Below are 611 nucleotides of genomic sequence, written 5' to 3'. Positions count from 1 at the left end.
AGAAAGGGCGCACCCGCTACAAGACCATGACGCTGGAGGCCGGCGAGTTCATGCGTCGCTTCCTGCTTCATGTGCTGCCCGGCGGGTTCCATCGCATCCGTCACTACGGGCTGCTCGCCAACCCGGTGCGCCGCGCCAGTCTCGCGAAGGTGCGTGAGCTGCTGCATGTCACGCCCGAACCCGACCCGCCATCCGGGGACCCCGTCGTCGCGCCCCGGCCCGCCTTCATCTGCCGGCACTGCGGCGCCCCGATGATCGTCATCGACATCCTCCTGCGCACCGCACCGATTCGCGCGCCACCGATGCAGGCCCGCCCATGAATGCGGCGCTTCCTCGATCTGGCAACCCATCGTCGGCTTTGCGGCAACGCGGCCCACAAGCGGACGTTTGTGCCTGGCGCGTCGCACAGCCTCCCGCACGTCCACTTCATCCTTACCCTCGCGCCAGTGCGTCGCACCGTCACGACGTCCGGGCTCTTCCAGCATCCTGTTTGAGCCGCCTTCCTCCAGCAATGCTGAGGATGCCGGACCATCAATCGCCATAGTCCCCCGAAATTCCGAACGCCTCGGACCACTCCGCGGTTTCCTCCCTCGAGGCTTATTCGACGCCTG

Annotated in this window: 1 protein-coding gene; it reads left to right on the top strand. The window is 66.6% G+C overall.

Annotation, left to right across the window (positions count from 1 at the left end; translation table 11 throughout):
- Positions 1-320 (top strand): transposase (locus ACFPTO_RS25075; protein ID WP_377715780.1); only part of this gene is annotated, 320 nt, incomplete at its 5' end.
- Between the last annotated feature and the right edge of the window lie 291 nt (positions 321-611).

It is taken from the genome of Paraburkholderia denitrificans (assembly GCF_042655705.1).
Classification (GTDB): domain Bacteria; phylum Pseudomonadota; class Gammaproteobacteria; order Burkholderiales; family Burkholderiaceae; genus Paraburkholderia; species Paraburkholderia denitrificans.
The sequence above is the reverse complement of the archived record's forward strand: the minus strand, read 5'-3'. Positions and strand labels throughout refer to the sequence as shown.